The organism is Methylobacterium organophilum, from assembly GCF_022533465.1.
Taxonomy (GTDB): domain Bacteria; phylum Pseudomonadota; class Alphaproteobacteria; order Rhizobiales; family Beijerinckiaceae; genus Methylobacterium; species Methylobacterium organophilum.
Genome location: NZ_CP092848.1, coordinates 4632742 through 4655868 on the forward strand (window position 1 = coordinate 4632742; position 23127 = coordinate 4655868).

At 72.4% G+C, this 23127-nt stretch carries 21 protein-coding genes; 6 read left to right on the forward strand and 15 right to left on the reverse strand.

The annotated features are described in order from the left end of the window. Positions 1-21 precede the first annotated feature (21 nt). Together MMB17_RS21875 and MMB17_RS21880 are read right to left on the reverse strand one after the other, a co-directional pair. Positions 22-1278 carry a murein hydrolase activator EnvC family protein gene (locus tag MMB17_RS21875; protein WP_241100260.1) on the reverse strand — a complete coding sequence of 419 codons (1257 nt, stop codon included), beginning with the start codon at positions 1276-1278 and terminating at the stop codon, positions 22-24. Between the two features lie 186 nt (positions 1279-1464). Next, positions 1465-2121 (reverse strand): protein-L-isoaspartate O-methyltransferase family protein, encoded by a 657-nt coding sequence (locus tag MMB17_RS21880; RefSeq protein ID WP_241100261.1) that lies wholly within the window; start codon positions 2119-2121, stop codon positions 1465-1467. Between the two features lie 194 nt (positions 2122-2315). On the opposite strand from MMB17_RS21880, the gene MMB17_RS21885 reads away from it, so the two are divergent. Then, on the forward strand, positions 2316-2531 hold the full coding sequence (locus MMB17_RS21885) for a hypothetical protein (RefSeq protein WP_238310590.1): 216 nt from the start codon (positions 2316-2318) through the stop codon (positions 2529-2531). 19 nt (positions 2532-2550) lie between these two features. On the opposite strand, the gene cutA is transcribed toward MMB17_RS21885, so the two are convergent. Then, positions 2551-2871, reverse strand: coding sequence for a divalent-cation tolerance protein CutA (gene cutA, locus MMB17_RS21890; RefSeq protein WP_241100262.1), 321 nt, complete (start codon positions 2869-2871; stop codon positions 2551-2553). A gap of 117 nt (positions 2872-2988) precedes the next feature. On the opposite strand from cutA, the gene MMB17_RS21895 reads away from it, so the two are divergent. Next, complete coding sequence (locus tag MMB17_RS21895; RefSeq protein WP_238310588.1) at positions 2989-3756, forward strand: NAD kinase; 768 nt, start codon at positions 2989-2991, stop codon at positions 3754-3756. 10 nt (positions 3757-3766) lie between these two features. On the opposite strand, the gene MMB17_RS21900 is transcribed toward MMB17_RS21895, so the two are convergent. Next, on the reverse strand, positions 3767-5395 hold the full coding sequence (locus MMB17_RS21900) for a DUF2336 domain-containing protein (RefSeq protein WP_241100263.1): 1629 nt from the start codon (positions 5393-5395) through the stop codon (positions 3767-3769). Next, a complete protein-coding gene (locus MMB17_RS21905; protein WP_241100264.1) occupies positions 5392-6534 on the reverse strand; it encodes a transglycosylase SLT domain-containing protein in 1143 nt (380 codons plus the stop codon). Before MMB17_RS21905 ends, MMB17_RS21900 begins: the two co-directional genes overlap by 4 nt. 128 nt (positions 6535-6662) lie before the next feature. Between MMB17_RS21905 and MMB17_RS21910 the strand changes: the two genes are divergently transcribed. Further along, positions 6663-7319, forward strand: coding sequence for an aldolase/citrate lyase family protein (locus tag MMB17_RS21910; RefSeq protein ID WP_241100265.1), 657 nt, complete (start codon positions 6663-6665; stop codon positions 7317-7319). Positions 7320-7507: 188 nt separating this feature from the next. Here MMB17_RS21910 and MMB17_RS21915 read toward each other — a convergent pair whose 3' ends face one another. The 3 genes from MMB17_RS21915 to MMB17_RS21925 form a co-directional block, all read right to left on the reverse strand. After that, entirely contained in the window at positions 7508-9199 is a 1692-nt protein-coding gene (locus tag MMB17_RS21915) for a methyl-accepting chemotaxis protein (RefSeq protein WP_241100266.1), read from the reverse strand. A gap of 349 nt (positions 9200-9548) precedes the next feature. After that, a complete protein-coding gene (locus MMB17_RS21920; protein ID WP_241100267.1) occupies positions 9549-10157 on the reverse strand; it encodes a flavin reductase family protein in 609 nt (202 codons plus the stop codon). Between the two features lie 21 nt (positions 10158-10178). After that, positions 10179-10742, reverse strand: a complete 564-nt coding sequence (locus tag MMB17_RS21925) for a nitroreductase family protein (RefSeq protein WP_241100268.1) — start codon at positions 10740-10742, stop codon at positions 10179-10181. A gap of 173 nt (positions 10743-10915) precedes the next feature. Between MMB17_RS21925 and MMB17_RS21930 the strand changes: the two genes are divergently transcribed. After that, the gene (locus MMB17_RS21930) at positions 10916-11884 is read left to right on the forward strand and encodes a hypothetical protein (RefSeq protein WP_238310581.1); all 969 of its coding nucleotides are present in this window, start codon (positions 10916-10918) and stop codon (positions 11882-11884) included. An 8-nt stretch (positions 11885-11892) separates the two neighbouring features. Next, complete coding sequence (locus MMB17_RS21935; RefSeq protein WP_238310580.1) at positions 11893-12300, forward strand: hypothetical protein; 408 nt, start codon at positions 11893-11895, stop codon at positions 12298-12300. Here the strand turns inward: MMB17_RS21935 and MMB17_RS21940 are convergent. Further along, entirely contained in the window at positions 12266-13201 is a 936-nt protein-coding gene (locus tag MMB17_RS21940) for a DMT family transporter (RefSeq protein ID WP_241100269.1), read from the reverse strand. The genes MMB17_RS21935 and MMB17_RS21940 overlap by 35 nt on opposite strands. Then, positions 13201-13326, reverse strand: coding sequence for a hypothetical protein (locus MMB17_RS25300; protein ID WP_276518048.1), 126 nt, complete (start codon positions 13324-13326; stop codon positions 13201-13203). Before MMB17_RS25300 ends, MMB17_RS21940 begins: the two co-directional genes overlap by 1 nt. Before the next feature lie 123 nt (positions 13327-13449). On the opposite strand from MMB17_RS25300, the gene MMB17_RS21945 reads away from it, so the two are divergent. Continuing rightward, the gene (locus MMB17_RS21945; protein WP_241100270.1) at positions 13450-14934 is read left to right on the forward strand and encodes an aminotransferase-like domain-containing protein; all 1485 of its coding nucleotides are present in this window, start codon (positions 13450-13452) and stop codon (positions 14932-14934) included. Positions 14935-14950: 16 nt separating this feature from the next. Here MMB17_RS21945 and thrS read toward each other — a convergent pair whose 3' ends face one another. The 5 genes from thrS to ptsP all read right to left on the reverse strand — a co-directional run bounded on the left by thrS (position 14951) and on the right by ptsP (position 23069). Continuing rightward, positions 14951-16978, reverse strand: a complete 2028-nt coding sequence (gene thrS, locus MMB17_RS21950) for a threonine--tRNA ligase (protein WP_241100271.1) — start codon at positions 16976-16978, stop codon at positions 14951-14953. A gap of 177 nt (positions 16979-17155) precedes the next feature. Beyond that, on the reverse strand, positions 17156-18262 hold the full coding sequence (locus tag MMB17_RS21955) for a DUF4167 domain-containing protein (protein WP_238310576.1): 1107 nt from the start codon (positions 18260-18262) through the stop codon (positions 17156-17158). Between the two features lie 430 nt (positions 18263-18692). Further along, positions 18693-19583: a peptide chain release factor N(5)-glutamine methyltransferase gene (prmC, locus tag MMB17_RS21960; protein ID WP_241100272.1), complete on the reverse strand. Its 891-nt coding sequence runs from the start codon at positions 19581-19583 to the stop codon at positions 18693-18695. Between the two features lie 13 nt (positions 19584-19596). After that, a complete protein-coding gene (prfA, locus tag MMB17_RS21965; RefSeq protein ID WP_241100273.1) occupies positions 19597-20682 on the reverse strand; it encodes a peptide chain release factor 1 in 1086 nt (361 codons plus the stop codon). 122 nt (positions 20683-20804) lie between these two features. Next, positions 20805-23069 carry a phosphoenolpyruvate--protein phosphotransferase gene (gene ptsP, locus MMB17_RS21970; protein WP_241100274.1) on the reverse strand — a complete coding sequence of 755 codons (2265 nt, stop codon included), beginning with the start codon at positions 23067-23069 and terminating at the stop codon, positions 20805-20807. Positions 23070-23127 lie beyond the last annotated feature (58 nt).

Sequence of the window (23127 nt, forward strand, 5' to 3'; positions counted from 1 at the left end):
AAGCCAGATTGTTTCGCGCGTTCAGTTCGAGGCGAGGTGCGGGATCGGGTCGACCGGGGTCGCGCCCTTCCGGATCTCGAAGTGGAGCTGGGGCGAGGTGACGTTGCCAGTGGCGCCGGACTTGGCGATCACCTGGCCGCGCTTCACCTTCTCGCCCGGCCGCACGTCGAGCTCGCCGTTATGGGCATAGGCCGAGACGTAGCCGTTACTGTGCCGCACCAGCACGAGCTTGCCGTAGCCCTTCACGTCGGAGCCGGCATAGGCGACGGTGCCGTCCTCGGCGGCCTTGACGGGCGTGCCCTCGGGCACGGCGATGTTGATGCCCTCGTTCCCGCCCGAGCCGTAGCCGGTGATGACCCGGCCACGGGCCGGCCAGCGGAAGGCCTCCGCCTCGGCCGCCGCGGGCACGCTCGCCGGATCGGCGCTCGCGACCTTGACCGGAGTGGCGGCCTCCTTCGGCGCCTCCTTGGCGGGGGCGGGCTCCTTGGCCGCGACCTTGGCGCTCTCCTTGGCCTTCGCGCTCTCCTTGGCGGCGGCCTTCGCCGCAGCCTCGGCCGCCTTGGCCTCGGCGACGCGCTTGGCGGCCTGCTCGGAGGCGGTCTTGGCCGCCTCGGCCTTGGCGAGGCGCGCCTTCTCCGCCGCCTTGGCCGCGGCGTCGGCCTTCTCGGTCGGCTTCCTGTCGTCGGCCTTCTTCTCGGCGGTCTGGCCGGGGCGGATATGCTTCTTCTTCGCCTCGGCCTCGGCGAGCTTCTTGGCTTCCGCGGCCTTCTCGGCGGCCTTTTCCGCCGCCTTGCGGGCCTCGGCGGCTTTCTCTGCCTCGCGCTTGGCTTCGGCCGCCTTCTCGGCGGCCTTCTTCTCGGCCGCCTTGTCCACCGCCTTGGGACCGGGGGCGAATTGCAGCTTCGGCGCGGCCGGCGCGGTGCGGGGCGTCATGGCCGGGGCGAGGCGGCCCGCATCGGGATTGAGGCCCGAGACGGCGCCGGTCACCGGCTCGGTCGAGGCCACACGGGGCGGCGGGGCGATCGGGAGCGGGCGGGAGGTCATGGCCGGGGCGGTGCCACCGGGCGCGCCGAGCGCCTCCGAGCGGATCCGCGGCGTGCGGATGGCGGGAGCCGGCGCGAGATCCCCGCCATCCTCCGGTAGGCTGCCCGTGGCGGACGGCTCGCTGGAGGTAAACGGATTGGTGAAGGGATCTGAGAGGCGCGAAGCGTCCGACGAGCAGGCCGCGGCGCTCCCTCCGATGATTCCGATGAGGGCGAAGCGCGACAGCGTCCTCATCCCCCGACCAGCCCCGCGAATCCGCATCGACGCACCCGTTTGCCTGACGCAACTTGATAGGGGCATTCAAACGGGATTCAGGTTAAGCAACCGTTCCCGTTCACCACGTTCGAAGCGCAATCGGAAGGTTATCGAACGGGTTCGATGCAACGTGTCGCTGGGGACACGTTGCGTGGGACAGGCCGCTCAGGACATGCGGGCGCGGCCCGGGGTGAGCGGCGGCAAGCGCAGGGATGCGCCCGATTGCGTCGCCCCGTCAGGGCCAATGATGGCGAGGCGGCCGCCCTCCAGTCCCGGCAGGGCGCAGACGAGACGCCCGCCCGGGGTGAGGGCCGCTGTGAGCCCGGCGGGAAGGGCGGCGAGCAGCCCGTTGACCAGGATGCGGTCGTAGCGCCCCTCCCCCGCGACCCCATCGGCGAGCCCGTCCGCGGTCTCAAGGACGGCATTCCGGATCCCCGCCGCGTGCAGGTTGTCCCGCGCCGCCCGGGTCAGGGTGGCGTAGCGATCCAGGCTGTGGAGTTGGCCAGCCCCGAGCCGGGCGAGCAGCGCGGTGACGTAGCCCGAGCCCGTGCCGACCTCGAGGACGCGCGCGCCCGGCGTCAGCGCCAGGGCCGCGAGCATCGCCCCGACCTGGCGCGGCGCGGTCATGGTCTGCCCGCAGGCCAGCGGCAGCGCGATGTCCCTGCGGGCATGAGATCGCAGGGGCGCGGGCGCGAAGCCTTCCCGTGGCACCTGCTCCATGGCGCGCAGCACGGCGGTGTCGCGCAGGCCCCGCTCCCGCAGGGACAGCACGAAGGCCGCGTTGCCCACCGCCTCGGTCAGATCCCCGTCGCCCTCAGGCATGATGCGTCCCGTGTCCCGAAGGCTGAATGGCGCCGCCGCGCCTGTGCCGAATCAGCACGCTCCCGGGCGGGACGCCAGCGGGTTTTCCCCAGCCGTCGCCGGATGGAGCCCCGTTGCCGACAAGTCGAGTGAAAGAATTAACCCCATGGTCCGGGTCGTCGTGCTGCGCTTTCCCTTTGCAGGAGGAGCGGACCATGACCATCGGTTCCCTCAATTCCCTCGGCCCGGTGCGGGCCGCGGAGCTCGGCCTGTCCCTGCGCAACGATGCCGCCGCGCGGCATGCGCCCCCGGAGACCGTGACGGTCGAGGTCGTGCGTCCCGTCGATCCCGCCACCAAGCTGAGGGCGGATGCGGACGTGATGCGCAGCGAACCCGTGACGGAGCGGCGGCTCATCGACATCAAGGTGTGAGCGGGCGGTCCCGGACGGCTCACGCCCCCGTCTCGGCCAGGATCCAGGCCGCGGTATCCGGATCGGCCTCGCCGACCGGCAGGTGGAGGATGATCGGCGTCTCGTAGGGGTGGCGCGCCTTCAGCGCCGCGGCCAGCGCGGCCCCCTGCCCCTCCCGAGTCTTGAGGATCGCCACCACCTCCGCGCCCCGCTCGACCGCGCCCTTCCAGGCATAGACCGAGCGCATCCCCGGCAGCACGTTCACGCAGGCGGCGAGCTTGTCCCGCACCAGCGACTCGCCGACCGCCAGCGCGGTCTCGGCGTCCGCAAAGGTCGTATAGACGAGGAGCATGCGCTCCATGCTATGGCTCCTTGATCGAAAGGCCGCGGGCGGCGTCTCTCGTGAATGAGCCCTGCCCCGGCACCCGCGTCAACGCGGCGGCCAAAGCGGCGGCAGAGGGACGAGGCGAGAGAGCGGATGCCGCGTTTCCATCGGATCGCCTTCGTGGCGAGCCCTACCCGCGAGTCGCGGGAGGCCGCGGCGGCCCTGATGCGCCGCTACGACCATGTGACGCCGGAGGATGCGGACGTCGTCGTGGCGCTCGGCGGCGACGGCGTGATGCTGCAGGTCCTCCACCGCATGATGGACAGCGGAAAGCCGATCTACGGTATGAACCGCGGGACCGTCGGCTTCCTGATGAACGACTTCCGGGAGGAGGGCCTGATCGAGCGCCTGGAACAGGCCCAGCGCAGCGTCATCCATCCCTTGAGCATGGTCGCCATCGACACGGAGGGGCGCCGCCATACGGCGCGGGCGATCAATGAGGTCTACATGCTGCGCCAGACGCACCAGACGGCGAAGCTGCGGATCCTCGTCGACGGCAAGGTGCGCCTGCCCGAGCTGATCGCGGACGGGGTGCTCGCCGCGACGCCGGCGGGCTCGACCGCCTACAACCTCTCCGTAGGGGGGCCGATCCTGCCGCTCAACGCGCATCTGCTGGCGCTGACCCCGATCTCGGCCTTCCGACCCCGGCGCTGGCACGGGGCGCTGCTGCCCCACCACGCGCAGATCCGAATCGAGGTGATCGAGCCGGAGCACCGGCCCGTCTCGGCGGTGGCCGACCACACCGAGTTCCGCCGAGTCTGCAGCGTCGACACCTCCCTCGACCGCACCACCGAGCTCGTGCTGCTCCACGATCCCGGCCACGGCCTCGACGAGCGGATCCTGCGCGAGCAGTTCGGCTGATGCGGGGCGGTCAGGCGGCGAGGCGCGACCGGCCCTCGGCGTAGCTGCGCACCAGTTCCTCCGGGATCATGCTGGCGGCGAGCGCCAGGGCGACCGCCCGGGGGCGCGCCCGCGGCGGCTCCGGCACAACTTCCGGCACAATCTCCAGGACGACGGAAGCGGTCACGGGCTCGGCGCTGACGGCGACGGCCGCGTTGCGCGAGGCCATGAAGCTCTCCATCAGCGCGCCCGAGAGATCGTCGAGCACCCTCTGCGTGGCGGCGGCGCTGCGGCGCTGCTGCTCCGCCTGATAGCTGGCCACGATCGCCTCGGGCAGCTCGTCGAGGATCGCATCGAAGCGCAGGTCGATCACCTCGCCCGCCACCGGCAGGATCCGGTCGCTGGGGCGCGGCGCCGCGGGCCAGGGGCCGTCGGCCGCCTCGGTCCGGTCGGCCGACAGGACCACCGGCGCGCCGGCCTCGGGCGCCCCAAGGGCGAGCGGCTCCTCTGCGCCGTCCTGTCCGGCCGCGGTGGGGAGGGGGGATTGTTCGCGGGCTTCGTCGCGGGCGGCCTCCGCCTCGAAGCGGGCGAGCAGCGCCAGGAGGCTGCGCGCTTCCGCGAAGGGCAGGGCTTCGCAGGCGCTCAGGGCCCGCTCGATCATCCGCCGGGCGAGACGCGCCCCCTCGCAGGCCTCCTGCCCCGTCGCCGCCGCGCGCCAGGCCTCGAGGGCGGCCTGGATCGGCCCGAGCAGGATCGGCGGCAGGCCGGCCTTGCGGTGCAGGCTGGCGAAGCCGCCGCTGCGGGGCTCGAGCAGGAGGCCGGCGACCCGGGCGCGGGACAGGCCGGAGAGCTCGGCGAGCGCGGCCTCGGCGAAGGGCATGCGCAGGGACAGCATCGCCCGCAGGATCAGCCCGGCGGTGAGCTGACCCTCCTTGCGCAGATGGGCCACGAGCCGGGCGAGCCCGCTCTCCCCGGTCTCGTCGCCCAGCGCCAGGGCGGCGCGGTCGCGCGCCTCGCGGGTGACGCGGGCGCTGCGCTCCGGGCTGAGCCAGCCGCATTCGCGGCCATAGGCGGAGAGGGAGTCGGCCACCCGCACGGCCACGGCGTGGCGCACCTCGATCGGCAGGTCGGGCCGGGCGAGCAGGGCCTCGCGCAGGCCGGCATCCGCCCCGTGGCGCTCGACGATGCGCAGGAGCGCCGCGGTGCCGATCTCGGCGGCGTGGTTGCGGGCGAGCACGGTGAGGGATTCGAGCCCCGCCACCTCGGCCAGGGCGGCGGCGACGGGCTTGGACAGGTCGCCCCGCCCGGCAATGGCGCTGCGGATCGTCTCGCAGCCCATGGCGGCGCAGTCGACGAGATCGGCATCCATCAGCACCGGCGAGCGGGCGAGGACCAGGCAGGCGATGTCCGGCTGGTCGGAGGCCAGTGCCACGATGAGCGGCCGCGGCGCGGTCTCCGCCCCGGCGCAGGCCTCGGCCAGGGCCCGGCGCACCTGGTCGGAGGGATCGTCGAGGAGGGCGAGCAGGGTGGTCTTGGTCTCCCAGGCCGCATCCGGCCCGAGGGCGCCGTGCAGGTAGGAGCGGGCGAGCGCCGCCGCGGCCTCCGCGCGCCGCTCGGCGCTCTGGTACTGGGGGGCGAGGAGGCGCTGGCGGATCGTCATGGGCCGTTCCGGAGCTTGTAGGAGGAGACGTCGAACAGGGCGGCGTTGGTGGCGATGGCGCCGGGCGGGGCCGGCGTCGCGGCCCGGGCGGCGAGCGCCGCCGCGGGGGCCGTCGGGGTGAGCCCCTCCGGCCGCCGCGGCGGCAGGGGGATCAGGATGGGGGCGCCGTCCGCGGGCGCCGCCGCCGCGGCGGGCGCGGTCACTGCGGTCGCCGTCGCCTCGGCCGGCCCCGTGCCGGCCTCGCCCTCCTCGGAGCGCGGGAACCAGGTCGGTGCGGCGGGGGCGGCCGGCAGGGCCGGGTTGCGGCTCTGCCAGAGCTTGGCCACCCCGTCGGAGATCGCCCCCTGGCGCCGGTCGGTCTGGAACAGGGCGCGGATGCCGCCTTCGAGGGAGGCATAGGCGGTGGGCACGCCCGCGCCCGTCGCCGTGTCGGGGCCGGTGACCGGGCTCGTCACCCCGGCGGTGGCGTTGGCGAGCGTCGCGTAGAGCTCGGCCGCGCCCCGGGGGCGGCCGCTGCGGTCGTAGAACAGGCTGCGGTTGGAGGCGGCGGCCTCCGGCAGGTCGAGGGCCGCGGCCCGCTCGGGCACCGCCTGGGCATCGGCGATCAGGGTGGCCGCGCCCTTCGCCCCGAGGACATGGGCGGCGTAGAGGTCGCCGCTCGTCGGCTCGCGGCCCAGCGCGTCGAGCAGGGCCTCGCGGTTCTTCTGGGTGAGCGCCCCGGCCATGGTCGCCGAGACCTTGGGGTCGCGGCGCAGGTCGAGGATCGCCTGCCGGGTGGTCGGGTCGGACACCGTGTAGGTGCCGTCGGATCTCGCGGTGATGGCGTCGGCATAGCTGCCGAGCCCGAGCTTCGGCCCGGCATTCTTCATCACGCCGAGCCAGGTCTGCTCGATGAACTGGAACAGGCCGGTGGCCGAGGAGGTCGCGGCCTTGGCGGCGGGATTGAGGCTCGACTCGCGCTGCGCCGTGGCGAGGAGATAATCGAAGCCGACGCCGGTGTTCTGCGCCCCGTCGCGGATCGCGGCGAGCACCGTGCCGTCGGCCGCGCCGGTGGACGCACTGGCCGCGCGGCCGGTCCCGGCGCTGGCGCCGGCGTCGCGTTGGGCCGTGGCCGGGGAGGTGTTGGTGAACAGGAACATCGAGGGTCCGCCGCGGGGACCGCGCCCGATCCCGCCGGAGACGACATTCCTGCGATCATGGTAAAGGAAGATTGAAGATCTTGGATCCGGAAGATGTCCCGTTTCCGCGCAGGCCCCTCCCCCGCCCGATGCGCCGCTACCTGAGCCTCCCGGCGGCGGTTTTCGCCCCGCCGCGGCCGGATCCCGCGGGCGGGGCCGACGTCCTCCTCCTCGACGTTTCGGCCCACGCCCCGGCGGATCTGCCCGCGCTGAAGGCCCGCCTCTGCGCCCGGCCGCTGGGCGGCCCCGCCCTGTTCCTCCGGCTCGGCGGGCTGGACGACCCGGATCTCGGCCCCCGCCTCGACGCCCTGATGCCGGCGGCCCCCGAGGGGCTGGTGCTGCCCGGCCTGCGGCGGGGGGCCGACCTCGCCGATCTCGGCAGCCGCCTCGCGGTGGCCGAGGCCGAGCACGGCCGGCCCGACGGGGCCACGCGGATCCTGGGCTGGCTCGACAACGCCGCCGGCCTCCTCGCCGCCGGTCCCCTCGCCGGGGCGAGCCCGCGTCTGTGCGCCCTCGCCTGGGACCCGGCCGCCCTGGCCGCCGAGCTCGGCGCTGCGCCCCGCGATGCGGCCGGCGCCCTGATCCCCCCCCTCGCCCAGGCCCGCGCCCTGCTGCGCCTCGCCGCCGCGGCGGCGGGTGTGGAGGCGGTGGATGTGGGAGACGACGGGACGGCCTTTTGGGCGGCGGCGCGCCGGGACGGTTTCGGGGCGGGGTGCGTGCGTGTGGGCGGTGGGGCTGACGCATGAATGGCGTCGGCGCGGCCGGTTTTTTGTCCCGAGCAATCGAGTGGGAAGGTTGTGGAGGCCGGGTGCGCGTACTGAGGGTCGTTTCGGGTAGAATTTGGCCCGTCCGCTTCTGCTACCTGTCGGGGCAGAAGCGGACGCCTGATCGATGATCAAGTCCTATTGTACTTGCTGAAAGCGGTGGGGCGAAGTCAGGCCGCTCTGACAGTGGCGAGGAAGTGGGCGACCTCCGCACCGAGATGCTCGGACTGGCGCGACAGCTCGGAGGCGGCCGAGAGCACCTGGTTCGCGGCCGCGCCGGTCTCCTCCGAGGCCTGGGCCACGCCGGCGATGTTGCTGGTCACCTCGCCCGTGCCCTGGGCGGCCTGGCTCACGTTCCGGACGATCTCCTGCGTGGCCGCTCCCTGCTGCTCCACCGCTGCGGCGATCGAGGTGGCCACGGTGTCGATCTCGCGGATCCGGCCCGTGATGCCGCCGATCGCCGTCACGGCCTGATCGGTGACGCCCTGCACCTCGCCGATCTGACGGGCGATCTCTTCGGTCGCCTTCGCGGTCTGGTTGGCGAGTTCCTTGACCTCGGCGGCCACCACCGCGAAGCCGCGACCCGCCTCCCCGGCGCGGGCCGCCTCGATGGTGGCGTTGAGGGCGAGAAGGTTGGTCTGCCCGGCGATCGAGGAGATCATGCCGACCATGTCGCCGATCCGGGCCGCGGTCTGGCTCAGCGCCTGGACGAGGTCGGCGGTCTGATCGGCCGCGCCGACGGCCGACTGGGCGAGGCGGGCGGAGCCGGCGACCTGCCGGCCGATCTCCTGCACGGAGGAGCCCAGCTCCTCGGCGGCGGAGGCCACGGTCTGGACGTTGGAGGCGGCCTCCTCGGCGGCGGCGGCCACGGTGGTGGATTGCGAGGCCGTCTCGGTCGCGGTGGCGGTCATGGTGCTGGCGGTCGCCTGCAGCTCGGTGGCCGAGGACGACACCCGGGTGACGATGCCGCCCACGGCCCGCTCGAAGCCGTCGGCGAGCTCGATCATCGTGCGCTTGCGCTCGGCCTGGGCGGCCTCGTCGGTGCGCCGCTTCGTCTCGGCCTCCTCGGCGGCCTTGCGGGCGACCATGGCCTTGATGCCCTCCACCGCCCGGCCGACCGCACCGATCTCGTCGCCGCGCGCGGCTTCGGGGATCGCGGCATCGATCTCGCCGCGGGACATCCGCTGCAGGACCTCCACCAGCCTGCCGAGCGGGCGCGTGATGCCGATGACGGTCACGAAGGCCGCGGCGACAAGCCCGGCGGCCAGTCCGAGTGCGCTGAACAGGATCAGGCTGTGGCGCGTGGCATTGGTGCGATCAGTCAGCTCGGCCGAACCCTTGTCCAGGGCCTTGCGGATGTCGTCCCCGAGTTGGTTGCCCTCCTGCACCATGGTGGAGAAGATCGGGTCGATGGCGTGATGCACGAGGGCGATGGCCTCGGCGTTCCGATTGGCCGTGCCGAGCCGGCGCACCTCGGTCGCCTCCTGGATGAACAGGTCGATGCGCTTGGTCTGAGCCTTGATCCGGTCGGCAAATTGGGGGACCCGCTCCTGCCACTCGGCGAGCACCGTCCTCAGGGTGGGGACCGCTGCCTTGAAGCCTTCGTTGGCCGCCTCGATCTGGACCTCCTCCGTCTCGCCGATGATGCGGTAGATCCAGTAATTCATCTCGAACATGAGCCGGTTCACGCGGCGCGCATTGGCGACGGCCTTGGCGTCGTGCTCGATGAACGAGCGGTAGGTCGCGTCGATCTCGGTCATTCGCGATTGTGCGAACCAGACGCAACCTCCAATTACAAGACCAATTAGAAAAACAACTGCAGACAGTTTTATCAGAAGCTTGAGGTTTGCGAGTATTGACATCGTTTTGTCCCCATTTTTCTTAGGGAACTTTCAGGACATACTATGAAAATTGACTTAAGTTATTTACGAGATAAAACAGAAAAAGCCGCTGGAAAAACCCGTTCTCGAGATTTCGTGATGGCGTCGGGTCGCGAGATTGGGCCGGCTGTTCAGCTGTGCGAAGAGCGCGCTCGGCAGGCGAGCCCTCCAGGCCGGACCGACTCTTCGGGCGATAGTCTTGAGATGTCGGAGGTCGCGCCTGGGGCCTCCCCTGCCCGGTGGGGCGCTGCGGCGGGAGCGAGGGCGACGCCTTCTGCGGCCAGGGCCGGAGGGAGCGGACCTTCAGGATCGGCGGGATGCGGGACGTCCCTCAGCTGCCGCCCTTCGGCCGGCGCAGTTCGAAGCGGCTCTCCGGCTCCGTGGTGAAGTAGTCGAAATAGCCCGCCCGCAGGATCGGGCGCATGGCGCCGGTATCGACCCGGCCGTCGACGACGAAGCGGTCGTCGACATAGAGGCTGACCACCTGCCCGATCACCAGGAAGTTTTCCGCCTCGCCGCCGCCCAGGGGCACCAGCGGCACGGTCTGGAGCCATTTGCACTCGATCGCCGCGGGCGATTCCGCCACGCGGGGCGGGCGCACCTTGCGCGAGGGGGTGGGGGTGAGGCCGGCGAAGCCGAATTCGCTGTCGCCGCGGGCCAGGGGCGCGGAGGTGGCGTTCACCTGCGCGCGCAGGTCGTGGGTGGCGAGGCTGCAGACGAACTCGCCCCCCTCCTCCGCGAAGGTCATCGCATCCTTGCGGCCGGCGGAGCCGAAGGCGACCATGTCGGGATCGCCCGCGATGGCGTTGAAGAAGGAATAGGGCGCCAGATTCACCCGCCCCTGCCGGTCCATGGCGCTGATCCAGCCGATCGGCCGGGGCGCGACGATCGCCTTGAACGGGTTGTGCGGCAGGCTGCGGGTCTCGGGATCGTAATGCATCGGGCCGCCCTCTTCATGACGTCAGAGCCGGGTGACGATCTCGGCGAGGTCCGGGCGGGGCCGGTCGCTCGGGATCTCCCGCGGATGCCCGATATGGATGAAACCGGCGATCTTTTCCGAGGGTCCGAGGCCCAGCGCGTCGAGCACCCGCCGGTCATAGGCGAACCACTCGGTGAGCCAGGAGGTGGCGTAGCCCGCCGCATTGGCCGCGACGACGAGGTTCATGCAGACCGCGCCCGCCGAGAGCACCTGCTCCCATTCCGGGATCTTCACATGCGGGGCCGCCCGGGAGACCACGGCGACCACCACGGGGGCATGGGCGAGGCGTTTGCGCTCCTGGTCGAGCCGGGCCGGGTCGGCCTGCGGAAAATCCGCCGCGTGGATCGCCGCCAGCTGCGCGCCGATGCGGTGGCGGGCCTCGCCCTCGATCACGAGGAAGCGCCAGGGGGCGAGCTTGCCGTGGTCGGGCACGCGGGCGGCGATGGCGAGGAGGCCGTCGAGGGTCTCGCGGGAGGGGCCCTCCCCTTCGAGAAGCGGGGGCGGCACCGAGCGGCGGCGGCGGAGCAGGTCGAGGGTCTCGGTCATGGGTCACCCGTGCGCGGCGGACGAGGGAGGCGTCCGATGGACGCGGATGCCACGAGATGCGACGATCCGCGATCATGCCCCCGCCTTCGGCCATGCCGCCGCCACGCTCCGGTTGCAAGGCCGGAGCGGCGGCCGTAGGGCCGCAGCGTGCGGCAAGGCGAGGCGCGAGGACCATGACGAGGGCTGTCACCGCCGGAGGCTCGACCGGTCTGCGGGCCGTTCCCTTGGCCGTTTCCTTGGCCGTTCTGGGGCTCGCCGCCGCGGGCCTTCCCGCCGCCGCGCAGCCGCCGGACCCCTTTTCCGGTCAGGTCTCGACGCCGATCGGCCCCGCCCTGCCCACCCCCTCCGTGACGGGGCCGAACCTGCCGCCGACCCCGGCGGAGAACGCCACCGACCTCTACCTCTCCTCGGTCTTCTCCGGCAGCGGCCAGCCGATCCGCTCCGGATTGGCCTGGCGCGTCTTCGAGGATCGCGGCGACGACGGCCGGCCGGCGGTGGTCGCCCGCTCGAACGAGGCGAACCCCACCTTCCACCTGCCCCCCGGCGCCTATCTCGCCACGGTGACCTACGGCTATGCCAGCGCCACCAAGCGCGTCGCCCTCTCCGGCACGCCGGTGAGCGAGCAGCTGCGGGTCAGCGCCGGGGCGCTCAAGCTCTACGGCGCGGTCGGCGACCAGAAGATCCCGCCCGCCCAGATCGCCTTCTCGGTCTTCGTGCCCATCGGCACCAACATGGAGGGGCGGCTCGTGCGCGAGGGCGTGAAGGCGGGCGAGCTGGTGCGCCTGCCGGAGGGCACTTACCACGTCGTCTCCACCTACGGGGAATCGAACGCGATCCAGCGGGCGGATCTCCGGGTCGAGAACGGCAAGGTCACCGACGCGACCCTGAACCACCGCGCCGCCACCGTGACCCTCAAGCTCGTGGCCGCGCCGGGCGCGGAGGCCTTCGCCGGCACTGCCTTCAGCGTGCTGACGCCGGGCGGCGACACCATCCGCGAGGCGATCGGCGCCTTCCCCTCCGTGACGCTGGCGGAGGGCGACTACGTGCTGATCGCCCGCCATGACGGGCAGGTCTATACCCGCGAGTTCAAGGTCGAGAGCGGCATGGACCGGGACATCGAGGTGGTGGCCAAGGGATCATGAGAGCGGTCATGAGAGCGACAGCGAGGGGCCGGCGCGGCGGGCTGGCCCTCCTGCTCCTCCTCGCCGCGGCGCCCGCGTCCCGCGCCCAGAGCGTGACCGACGGCTCCGAGGCGGCGCTCGGCGCCGAGACCGCCGGCGCGGTGCTCGCCCTGATCGGCAGGGCCCTGCCCAGGGGCGAGGCCGGCCGCGTCTCCGGCCTGCGGCGGGGCCGGGCTGGCGCCCTGTGCGGGGCGATCGACCGGCCCAACCGCATGGGCACCTATACGGGCGATCGCGGCTTCGTGGCCGACCTCGCGGCGGGCTTCGCCGGGCTGCTGCCCGAGGGGCCGGAGCTGCGCAACCCGGCGAGCCCCGACCAGTACCGGGCGATGGAGCGCGCCCTCAGCCTCTATCGGGCGAATTGCGTGCAGGGCTGAGCGCGCTGCGCCGTGCCGCGGCGACGCAGGCGACGACGGCGGCCGCCGCGGCGAACATCGCCGGTTCGAGCCGCTCTCCGAGGATCAGGGCGGCCGCGACGAGCCCGAGGAAGGGCTGGAGCAGCTGCAACTGACCGATCGCGGCGATGCCGCCCCGCGCCAGCGCCCGGTACCAGAACACGAAGCCGATCAGCATGCTGAACAGGGCGACATAGGCGAGGCCGAGGAGCGCCGAGGCCGGCGCTTCGGCGGGGGCGGCCGGCCACCACAGCAGCATCAGCGGCAGGCTGAGCGGCAGGGACAGCACCAGCGCCCAGGCGATGACCTGCCAGCCGCCGAGGCGCCGGGCCAGCCGCCCGCCCTCGGCATAGCCGAGCCCGCAGACCAGAATGGCCGCGAGCATCAGCCCGTCCCCGGCCAGCGACGCGGTGCCGAGGCCGCGGGCCGCGAAGGCCACGGTGACGGCGCTGCCGAGCAGGGAGAACAGCCAGAAGCGCCTTCCCGGCCGCTCGCCCGCGCGCAGGGCTCCGAACAGGGCGGTGGCCAGCGGCAGCAGGCCGACGAAGACCGTGGCATGGGCCGCCCCGACCCGCTGCAGGGCGAGCGCCGTGAGGAAGGGAAAGCCGATCACCACGCCGAGCGCCACGAGGGCGAGCGACGCGAGGTCGCCGGCCCGGGGCCGGCGCCGGTCGGCCGCCGCCAAAGCGAGGCCGGCCGCCAGCCCCGCGAGTGCCGCCCGGGCCGCGGTGAGGAAGAAGGCTTCGAAGCCGCCGAGCGCCAGCCGCGTCGCGACGAGCGAGCCGCTGAAGATCGCGATCCCGGCGAGACCGTCGCGCCAGGGGCCGAAGCCGGTCTCGACGTCGCGGGTCAGCACGGGCGTGGCCGCCGCCGGCCCCCGCATCAGGCGAAGGGCAGGATCAGCGGCAGGGCGAGGCCGAGGCCCGCGGCGACGATCGCCGCGTCGCTGAGGCGGCGGGCGAGCCAGCCCGTCCTTCCGTTCCGTTCGATGTGCTCCGTCCTGCGCATGGGTCCGCTCCGTCTCGATGCTGGCCGCATCCTCCCACGGCGGCGGCTTTCACGACAGGGACGGTTGCAGTACGATTTCGCCGAACTGTCCGGGACGAGAACCAGTACAGTCGGAGCCCCGCCATGGACCAGCCGATCCCGGAGCGCCTGCGGCCGGAGGAGGGCCTCACCCGCGTCGAGGCGGTGATGGCCGCCATCGAGGCCCGCATCAGCGGGCGCGCCCTCTCGCCCGGCGCCAAGCTGCCCTCGATCCGGGGCCTGGCCGAGAGCATGGGCGTCTCGAAATCCACCGTGGTCGAGGCCTATGACCGCCTGCTCGCCCAGGGCAGCATCGTCTCGCGCCCCGGCTCCGGCTTCTATGTGGCGAGCCGGGCGCAGCCGCTCTGCCTCGCCTCGATCGGGCCGCGCCTCGACCGGGAGGTCGATCCGCTCTGGATCGCCCGGCAATCCCTGGAGGCGGGCGCCGCGATGCTGAAGCCCGGCTGCGGCTGGCTGCCCCCGGACTGGATGCCCGACGCGGATCTGCGCCGGGCCCTGCGCCAGGTCGGCCGCGAGCGCGGCTCGGGCCTGACCGATTACGACGCGCCCCAGGGTCTTCCGCCCCTGCGCCAGCACCTGGCGCTGCGCCTGTCCGAGCGGGGCATCCCGGCCCATCCCGACCAGATCGTGCTCACCGATTCGACGACGCAGGCCCTCGACCTGATCGGCCGCTTCCTGCTCGATCCCGGCGACACCGTGCTGGTGGACGATCCCTGCTACTTCAACTTCCACGCCCTGTTGCGGGCGCATCGGGTCAAGGTGGTGGGCGTGCCCTTCGGGGCGGGTGGGCCGGATCTCGCCGCCCTGGAACAGGCGCTGGCCGCGCATCGCCCGCGCTTCTACCTGACCAATTCCGGCCTCCATAACCCGACCGGCGCCTCCCTGACCCCGGCGGCGGTCCATCGCGTCCTCAAGCTCGCCGAGGCCCACGACACCCTGATCGTCGAGGACGACGTCTATGCCGATTTCGAGACCGAGCCGGGGCCGCGGCTCGCCGGCTTCGACGGGCTGGAACGGGTGATCCATATCGGCGGCTTCTCGAAGACGCTCTCGGCCGCCGCCCGCATCGGCGTGATCGCCCTGCGGCCGGACTGGGTCGAGCGGCTCGTCGATCTCAAGCTCGCGGTGAGCCTCAGCAGCGGACGGCTCAACGCCGCCCTGATCCACCGCTTCCTCGCCGACGGCCATTACCGGCACCATCTCGACGCGATCCGGGCGCGGCTGGCCGAGGCCCGCGGCCGGGCCGTGGCCCGCCTCACGGAAGCGGGGCTCAGCGTGCCCCTGGTGCCGAAGGCCGGCATGTTCGTCTGGGCGAAGCTGCCGGAGGGGCTCGACGCCGCCGCGATCTCCCGCCGGGCCCTCGCCCGCGGGGTCGTGCTGGCGCCGGGCAACGTGTTCAGCCTGAGTCAGGGCGCGGGCGACCACCTGCGCTTCAACGTGGCCCAATGCGCCGACCCGCGGGTGTTTTCCGAGCTGGAGCGGGCGATGGCGGGGGGAGGCGCGGCTGATCGGAACGGGTCGAGCCGGTCCGCTCCTATCTCCACGCGGGGGATAGGAGACGAAGTCTGATCGACCGAACCCCGCCTCAGGGCGCGGCGTGCTCCCCGTGATGGGAATCGAGCACCGCCTCCTCGGAGGGCACGGCGTCGAGGATCGCCTCCGCCCGGCGCAGATCCGGGGAGGTCGCCTCCGCCACGAAGGCGTCGCGGGCCGCCGTGAGGGACAGGGTCGTGGTCTTCTGGCTGCCGAGGCGGCGGATCGAGACCGTGCGCTCCTCCGCCTCGCGGCGGCCGAGCGCCAGCAGCACCGGCACCTTGGCCAGCGAATGCTCGCGGACCTTGTAATTGATCTTCTCGTTGCGCAGGTCCGCCTCGACCCGTAGGCCGGCGCGTTCCAGCGTGCGCACCACCTCGCGGGCGTAGTCGTCCGCCTCGTGGGTGATGGTGGCGACCACCACCTGGACCGGCGCCAGCCAGAGCGGGAAATGCCCGGCGAAATGCTCGATCAGGATGCCGGTGAAGCGCTCCATCGAGCCGCAGATGGCGCGGTGGACCATCACCGGCGGCTTCTTCTGGCTGTCGGCATCCACGTAGAAGGCGCCGAACCGCTCCGGCAGGTTGAAATCGACCTGCGTGGTGCCGCATTGCCAGTCGCGGCCGATGGCGTCGCGCAGCACGTACTCGAATTTCGGGCCGTAGAAGGCGCCCTCGCCGGGATTGATCGCGGTCTTGATGCGGCCGCCGGACTGCTCCTCGATCTGGGCGAGGACGCGGGTCATCACGGCTTCCGCGTGGTCCCACAGGGCGTCCGAGCCGACGCGCTTCTCGGGCCGCGTCGAGAGCTTCACCAGGATCTCGTCGAAGCCGAAATCGCTGTAGGTCGAGAGGATCAGGTCGTTGATCTTCAGGCATTCCTCGGCGAGCTGGTCCTCGGTGCAGAAGATGTGCGCGTCGTCCTGGGTGAAGCCGCGCACCCGCATCAGCCCGTGCATGGCGCCCGAGGGCTCGTAGCGGTGGACCGCGCCGAATTCCGCCATGCGCAGAGGAAGATCGCGGTAGGACTTCAGACCGTGCTTGAAGATCTGCACGTGGCCCGGGCAGTTCATCGGCTTGAGGGCGAAGACGCGCTTGTCCTCGGCCTCCTCGCCGGCCGACTGGGCGGCGAACATGTTCTCGCGGTACCAGCCCCAATGGCCCGAGGTCTCCCACAGGGCCTTGTCGAGGATCTGCGGCGCATTCACCTCGGCATAGTCGCCCTTCAGGCGCCGGCGCATATAGGCGATCAGGTTCTGGAACACGCTCCAGCCCTTGGCGTGCCAGAAGACGACGCCCGGCCCCTCCTCCTGGAAGTGGAACAGATCCATCTCCCGGCCGAGCCGGCGGTGGTCGCGGCGCTCGGCCTCCTCCAGGCGGTGGAGATAGGCGTCGAGGTCCTCCTTCGTGGCCCAGGCCGTGCCGTAGATGCGGGTCAGCATCGGGTTGTTGGCATCGCCCCGCCAATAGGCGCCGGCGACCTTCATCAGCTTGAAGGCCGTGCCGACCTTGCCCGTGGAGGTCATGTGCGGGCCGCGGCAGAGGTCGAACCAGTCGCCCTGGCGGTAGATCTTCAGATCCTCGCCCGCGGGAATCGCGTCGACGAGCTCGACCTTGTAGGCCTCGCCCTTGTCGGCGAAGAGCCGGCGCACGTCGTCGCGCGCCCAGACCTCCTTGGTGAAGGGGGCGTCGCGGGCGATGATCTCGCGCATCTTCGCCTCGATCGCCGGGAAATCCTCCGGCGTGAAGGGCTCGTCGCGGGCGAAGTCGTAATAGAACCCGTTCTCGATCACCGGGCCGATCGTCACCTGCGTGCCGGGCCAGAGCGCCTGCACGGCCTCCGCCAGCACGTGCGCGCAATCGTGGCGGATCAGCTCGAGGGCGCGCGGGTCGTCGCGGCCGAGGAACTCGATGGCCGCGTCCCGGGTGATCGGATCGTCGAGGTCGTGCACCGTGCCGTCGAGGGCCATGGCGACGGTGCGCTTGGCGAGCGACTTGGCGATGCCCTCCACCACGGTCCGGCCGGTCACCCCCGCGTCGTAGCTGCGGGCATTGCCGTCGGGAAAGGTCAGGATGGGCATCGTCGTGCTCCTTGCTCACTCCTGCGAACGAGGCAGGTAAGCGGGTGTCGGGGAGGTTGGCCCGCGCGGGGCGGCGGCGGTTTAGACCGAATCCGCGCGGGAAGGAACGTGTCCCGCGCAAACGAAAGGGCCGCCCCCTCGCGGAGGCGGCCCCGGATTCGCGGGTGAGGGCGCCGGTTACTCGGCGGCGGACGCGTCCGCGGGGGCGTCCGACCCCTCCTCGGCCGCCTTGTAGCGGGTGCGGCGGCGGCGCGGCTTCGGCGCGGGCGCCTCTTCGGCGGCGGCGGGCGGCGCCGCCTCGGGCGCGGCGGCTTCGCGCTTCTCCTCGACGGGGGCCTCCGCGACCGGAGCCGCCGGCTGCGGATTGCGGGTCGCCGTCATCAGGAAGGCCGGCAGGGCGTTGCTGTCCTCGGCCACGGCCGCGACCGGCTCGGGGCGCTTGCGCTCGCGGCGCGCGGGCGCCGGGGCGCCCTCGGCGCGGGCCGGCGCCTCGCTGCGCGGGGCCTCCCGGGGCGCCTCGTTCCGGACGTAGTCGCCGCGGCCGTTCTCGGCGCGGGCGGCCTCGCGCGGCTCGCGGCGCGGCTGGTCCTGCCGCGGGTAGTCCTGGCGATCCTGCCGGTCCTGACGCTCCGGCCGGCCTTCGCCGCGGTTGTAGTCCTGGCGGTTCTGGTCGCGGCCCTGGTCGCCGCGCTCCCCGCGGAACTCCTGCCGCGGCTGCTCGCCCCGGTTGTAGTCCTGGCGGTAATCCTGGCGCGGGCCGTCGAAGCGCGGGTTGCGCTCGTTCCGGTTCTGGAAGCGGTCGCGGCGGTCGTCCCGCCGGTCGTCGCGGCGCTCCGGCCGGTCCTGTCGATCCTGGCGGCCATCGTTGCGGGCCTGCCGGTTCTCGAAATCGTGCCGCTCGTAGGGCTGCGGGGCCTGGCCGGGATCGGCGTAGTCGTCGTTGCCGTACTGGCCGTAGCCCTGGCGGCCCTGCTCGCCCTGGCCGTTGCCCTGCATCTCCTCGTCGCCCTCCTCGTCCTCGTCGAAGCCGTGGCGGGCATAGCCCTGCGCGGTCTGCGGACGGTTCTGGTCCTGGGCGCTGGTGATGATGCGGAAATAGTGCTCGCCGTGCTGGAAGTAGTTCTCGGCGGCGACCGGATCGCCGCTCGCCAGCGCGTCGCGGGCGAGTTGGGCGTACTTGTCGGCGATGTGCTGGGCCGTGCCGCGGATCTTCACATCGGGGCCGTTGGATTCGTAGGACCGGGTCAGCGGATTGGGGCCCTTCGGCCGGTTGCGGCCGCGCATCCGTCTATTCTGGTTTGGTCTCATCGGTCTCGAATGACCCTCACTCGTCTCGAGAAGCGTGGTGCAAGGGCGGCCTTCCAGACCGCATCGGCGGCCGGGCGCTCGTCCATCGTCGATCGTTCAGCGGTGTGCGCGACGTCGTTCCATCCGGTCTGCGCCTCGACCCGCTGGTGAAGGGCGGGCGGTCAGGCACGTAGGACTGTCAGGTTCGGAACCAGCGGGCCGGATCGCGGACAATCGCGCTCGAACACCCGACGGCTGAGGAGACCCAACGAACGGGGAGGATCAGCTTTCCTTGACCCTACCGCGACCCGACTTAACGGACCGTTCGCAGTCTGCTGTCCTCTAGTTAGTCGCTGGGCGACCTCGCAACAAGCTTTTTTTCCATTTCCCGAGCGCGAAAGCTGTGCGCTCGGGGCTTTGCCGGGACTTATCTGGCCGCCGAGGATGGCCGAAGCATGACGACCCGGCGATGCCCGGCGAGGTCGCGCACCACATCGCCCTCCGGCAGGCCGCTCGCCGCGCCGAGCGCCAGCACGGCGTCGGCCTGGTCGTACCCGACCTCGAACAGAACGGCGCCCCCGGGCGCGAGCAGGCCCGGGTGGCGGGCACAGGCCGCCAGGATGGCGCGGTAGGCGTCGAGCCCGTCCGCGCCCCCGTCGAGGGCGGCCAGGGGATCGTGGCCGCGCACCTCCCAGGACAGCCCGGGAATCGCGCCCGCGGCGATGTAGGGCGGGTTCGAGACGATCAGGTCGAAGGGGCCGGCGACCGGCGCGCACCAATTCCCGCGCAGGAACAGGGCGCGCCCGGCCACGCCGTTGGCGACGGCGTTCCCCCGCGCGGCGCGCAGCGCCCCCTCGGAGCGGTCGAGGCCGAGGCCCATCGCCGCCGGCCGCTCGTGCAGCAGGGCGATCAGGATGCAGCCCGAGCCGGTGCCGAGATCGAGGAGGCGCAGGGGCGCGTCCCGCTCCGGCGCGCAAGCGAGGGCGGCCTCGACCAGCGTCTCGGTGTCGGGCCGGGGCACCAGGGTCTCGGGGGAGAGGGCGAAGGGCAGGCCCCAGAACTCCCAGGCGCCGAGGATGCGGGCCACCGGCTCCCCGGACAGCCGCCGGGCGACGGCGATGGTGAGGGCACGCGCGCCCTCCTCGCCCAGGGGCGCCTCGCCCCGGAGCGCCAGGTCGGTCATGGTCAGGCCGAGGGTGTGGAGCAGGAGGAAGCGGGCATCCGAGCGCGCCTCCCCGATCCCGGCCTCCGCGAACAGGCGATGGGCGGTGCGCAGGGCGTCCCGGCGCGGCTCTCCGGGGGCGAAATCCGGGCTCATCGCGCCTGGCGGGTCACGCCATTCCCTCCGCGGCGAGCAGCTCCGCCTGATGCTCGGTGACGAGGGCGTCGATCACTTCGTCGAGGGCGGTCCCGGCCATCACCTCCTCGAGCTTGTAGAGGGTCAGGTTGATGCGGTGGTCGGTCACCCGGCCCTGGGGGAAATTGTAGGTGCGGATGCGCTCCGAGCGGTCGCCGGAGCCGACCTGGGCCCTGCGGTCGGCGGCGCGGGCGGAATCCTTGGCGTTGCGCTCGGCGTCGAACAGCTTCGCCCGCAGGAGCGACATGGCCCGGGCGCGGTTCTTGTGCTGGGAGCGCTCCTCCTGGACGAAGACCACGACGCCGCTCGGCACGTGGGTGATGCGGATCGCCGATTCCGTCTTGTTGACGTGCTGGCCGCCGGCACCCTGGGCCCGCATGGTGTCGATCTTCAGGTCGGCCTCGTTGATGACGATGTCGACCTCCTCCGCCTCGGGCAGCACGGCCACGGTGGCGGCGGAGGTGTGGATGCGTCCCTGCGTCTCCGTCTCGGGCACCCGCTGGACGCGATGCGCCCCGCTCTCGAACTTGAGGCGGGAGAAGACGCCCCTCCCCTTCACCTCGGCCACGACCTCGCGGAAGCCGCCGACGGTGCCCTCGCTCTCGGACATCACCTCGACCTTCCAGCCCTTCGACTCGGCGTATTTGGCGTACATCCGGAAGAGGTCGCCGGCGAAGAGGGCGGCCTCGTCGCCGCCGGTGCCGGCGCGGATCTCGAGGATCGCGCTCTTCTCGTCGGCGGCGTCCTTGGGCAGCAGCATCAGCTGCAGGGCGCGGTGGGCCTGCTCCAGGGCGGCCTCGGCCTCGGGCTTCTCGTCGGCGGCGAGCGCCCGCATCTCGGGATCGCCCCCGGCCTCGTCGATCAGCGCCTCGATGCCGGCGAGGTTCTCGGCGGCGGCGCGATAGGCGCGGATCGCCGCGACCACGCCGTCGAGCTCGGCGAGCTCGCGGGACAGGGCGACGACGCTCTCGGAATCGGTGGCGCCCGAGGCGAGGGTGGCGGTGGCGATGTCGTGCCGCGCCAGGATGGCGTCGAGGCGCTCTGGAGGAAGGGGGGTCATCGCCCGGTCGGTACTCGCAACGTGATCGCAGGGGAAGCCGGCCGCACCGCGGAGCAGGGCCGCCGGCCTCTCGGCCGCGGGCCGCCTTCACGGGCGCGGGACGGCAAGGGCTTCGAGAACAGCTAGATAGGCACGCCGTTGGCCTTCGCGAAGGCGGTGAGCGCGGGCCGCAGGGAGGCGCCGTCGGTCGCCTTCTTCAGCTCGTCGTCGATGACGTCGGCGACGGCCTTGGCCTCGATCGAGAGCACCATGGCCTTCACCGGGCCGATCGCGGCCGGCGACATCGAGAGATTGCGGAAGCCGAGCCCGATCAGGGCCATGGCCTCCAGGGGCCGCCCCCCGATCTCGCCGCAGACCGTGACCGGGCAGCCGACCGCCGCCGCGCGCTCGGCGATCAGCCGGAAGGCCCGCATCGCCGCGCCGCAGAGCGGGTCGAAGCGGTCGGCCACGCGCCGGTTCTCCCGGTCGACGGCGAAGAGGAACTGCATCAGGTCGTTGGAGCCGACCGAGAGGAAATCCGCCTCGCGGGCGATCTCGTCGATCTGGAACAGCAGCGAGGGCACCTCGATCATGGCGCCGAGCTGGCAGTCGCTCGGCAGCACGTAGCCGTGGCGGCGCAGATGCGCCTTCTCGCGCTCGACGATCTCCCGGGCCCGGGTGAATTCCTCCACGGTCGCCACCATGGGGAACATGATCTTGAGCGGGCGGCCGGCCGCGGCCTTGAGGAGGGCGCGCAGCTGCACCCGCAGCAGGGCGGGCCGGTCGAGGCCGATGCGGATCGCCCGCCAGCCCAGGGCCGGGTTCTCTTCCTCCAGCGCCGGCATGTAGGGGAGGATCTTGTCGCCGCCGATGTCCAGGGTGCGGATGGTGACCGGCAGGTCCCCGGTCGCGGCGAAGACCTGCTCGTAGAGCGTCTGCTGCTCGGCGGCCGAGGGCATGCGCTCGGCGACCATGAATTGCAGCTCCGTGCGGAACAGGCCGATGCCCTCCGCCCCGGTCTCGTGCAGATGGGTCAGGTCGACCAGGAGCCCGGCATTGAGGTTGAGGCCGACCCGCACGCCGTCGCGGGTCTGGGCCGGGACCGAGCGCAGGGCGCGGTACTGCTCCTGCCGCCGGGCGCGCAGGCGCACCATCTCGGCATAGGAGGCCTCGACCTCCGGCGTCGGGCGGACCTGGATCTCCCCGGTCACGCCGTCGACGATGATGGCGTCGCCGGAATCGCAGAGCGCCGTGGCGTTGGCGATCTCGCCCACCGCCGGGATGCCCAGCGCCCGGGCCACGATGGCGATGTGGCTGGTCGGGCCGCCCTCCTCCAGCACCACGCCGCGCAGGCGGGCGCGGTCGTAGTCGAGGAGCGCGGCCGGCCCCATGGAGCGGGCGACCAGGATCGCGTTCTCCGGCATCGCGCCGGCGGCGCCCCCGCCCTCCTGCCCGACGAGGCGGCGCAGCAGGCGGTTGGCGAGGTCGTCGAGGTCGTGCAGGCGGTCGCGCAGATAGGGATCGCTCTGGCGCAGCATGCGGGCGCGGTTGTCCGACTGGACGCGCTCGACCGCGGCCTCGGCGGTCAGGCCCGACTGCACCGCCTCGCGCATCCGGCGCAGCCAGCCCTTGTCGTGGGCGAACATGCGCACGGTCTCAAGCACCTCCCGGGATTCCCCCGAGCCGACGCCGTCGCCGTTCTCCACCAGCGCGTCGATCGCCGAGCGCACCTCCTCGATCGCCGCCTCCAGGCGCTCGACCTCGCGCTCCACGTTCTCGGCGATCAGCGTCTTCACGACGATGCGCGGCTCGTGCAGCACCACGTGGCCGAGCCCGATGCCGTCGGCCAAGGCCACGCCGCGCTGGCTCACCGGGCGCCGCGCCGCCGAGCCGGCGCCGGGGGCCAGCGCCTGCAGCTCGCCCGAGGCGATCATCTCCGAGAGCACCATGGCGGTGGTCTGGAGCGCCTCGATCTCCTCCTCGGAATAGACGCGGTAGGTCTTGTTCTGGACGACGAGCACGCCGAGCGTGTTGCCCGCCCGCAGGAGCGGCACGCCGAGGAAGGCGTGGTAGATCTCCTCGCCCGTCTCCGGCCGGTAGGAGAAGTCCGGGTGCGACTGGGCGTCGGAGAGGGAGAGCGGCTCGGCGGTGCGGGCGATCAGGCCGACGAGGCCCTCATCCGCCCGCATGCGCGTGAGATGCACCGCCTCGCGGTTGAGGCCCTCGGTGGCGAAGAGTTCGAGCGTCTGGTCGTCGCGCAGCACATAGACCGAGCAGACCTCGGCGATCACGTTCGCCGCGATCAGGACGACGATGCGGTCGAGACGCTGCTGCGGGCTGACCGGCTCCGCCATCGCTTCGCGAAGGCGGCGCAGCAGCAGGCGCGGGCCTCCGGGCGCAGCGGGCATCTGTGGTCCATTCGGGACGGCCTACGCAACCCTCGCGTGTACTCAGACGAGGGATGAC